The sequence below is a fragment of the Clostridium folliculivorans genome, from assembly GCF_024341905.1.
Lineage (GTDB): Bacteria > Bacillota > Clostridia > Clostridiales > Clostridiaceae > Clostridium_AR > Clostridium_AR folliculivorans.
The window spans coordinates 1-287 of record NZ_BQXY01000048.1; the positions used below are offsets into that span (position 1 = coordinate 1).

Sequence of the window (287 nt, forward strand, 5' to 3'; positions counted from 1 at the left end):
ATTTAATATACACATATGGGGGTATAGCTCAGTTGGGAGAGCACCTGCCTTGCACGCAGGGGGTCAAGAGTTCGAATCTCTTTATCTCCACCATTTGTGGGCTTATAGCTCAGTTGGTTAGAGCGCACGCCTGATAAGCGTGAGGTCGATGGTTCGAGTCCATTTAAGCCCACCATTGTTCTTTGAAAATTGCACATAAGTTAAAGTAAAGATATTTACTAATCTTTGTAATAAATTGACTACTAAAATGCACGCTAGTATTTTTAGTAGATCAGCAAATTTGTAAC

2 tRNA genes are annotated in these 287 nt (G+C 39.7%); both read left to right on the forward strand.

The window, feature by feature from the left end:
* The first annotated feature begins 17 nt into the window (after positions 1-17).
* Positions 18-93, forward strand: a tRNA-Ala gene (locus tag OCU55_RS23840).
* Between the two features lie 5 nt (positions 94-98).
* Positions 99-175: transfer RNA gene (locus OCU55_RS23845), tRNA-Ile, on the forward strand.
* Positions 176-287 lie beyond the last annotated feature (112 nt).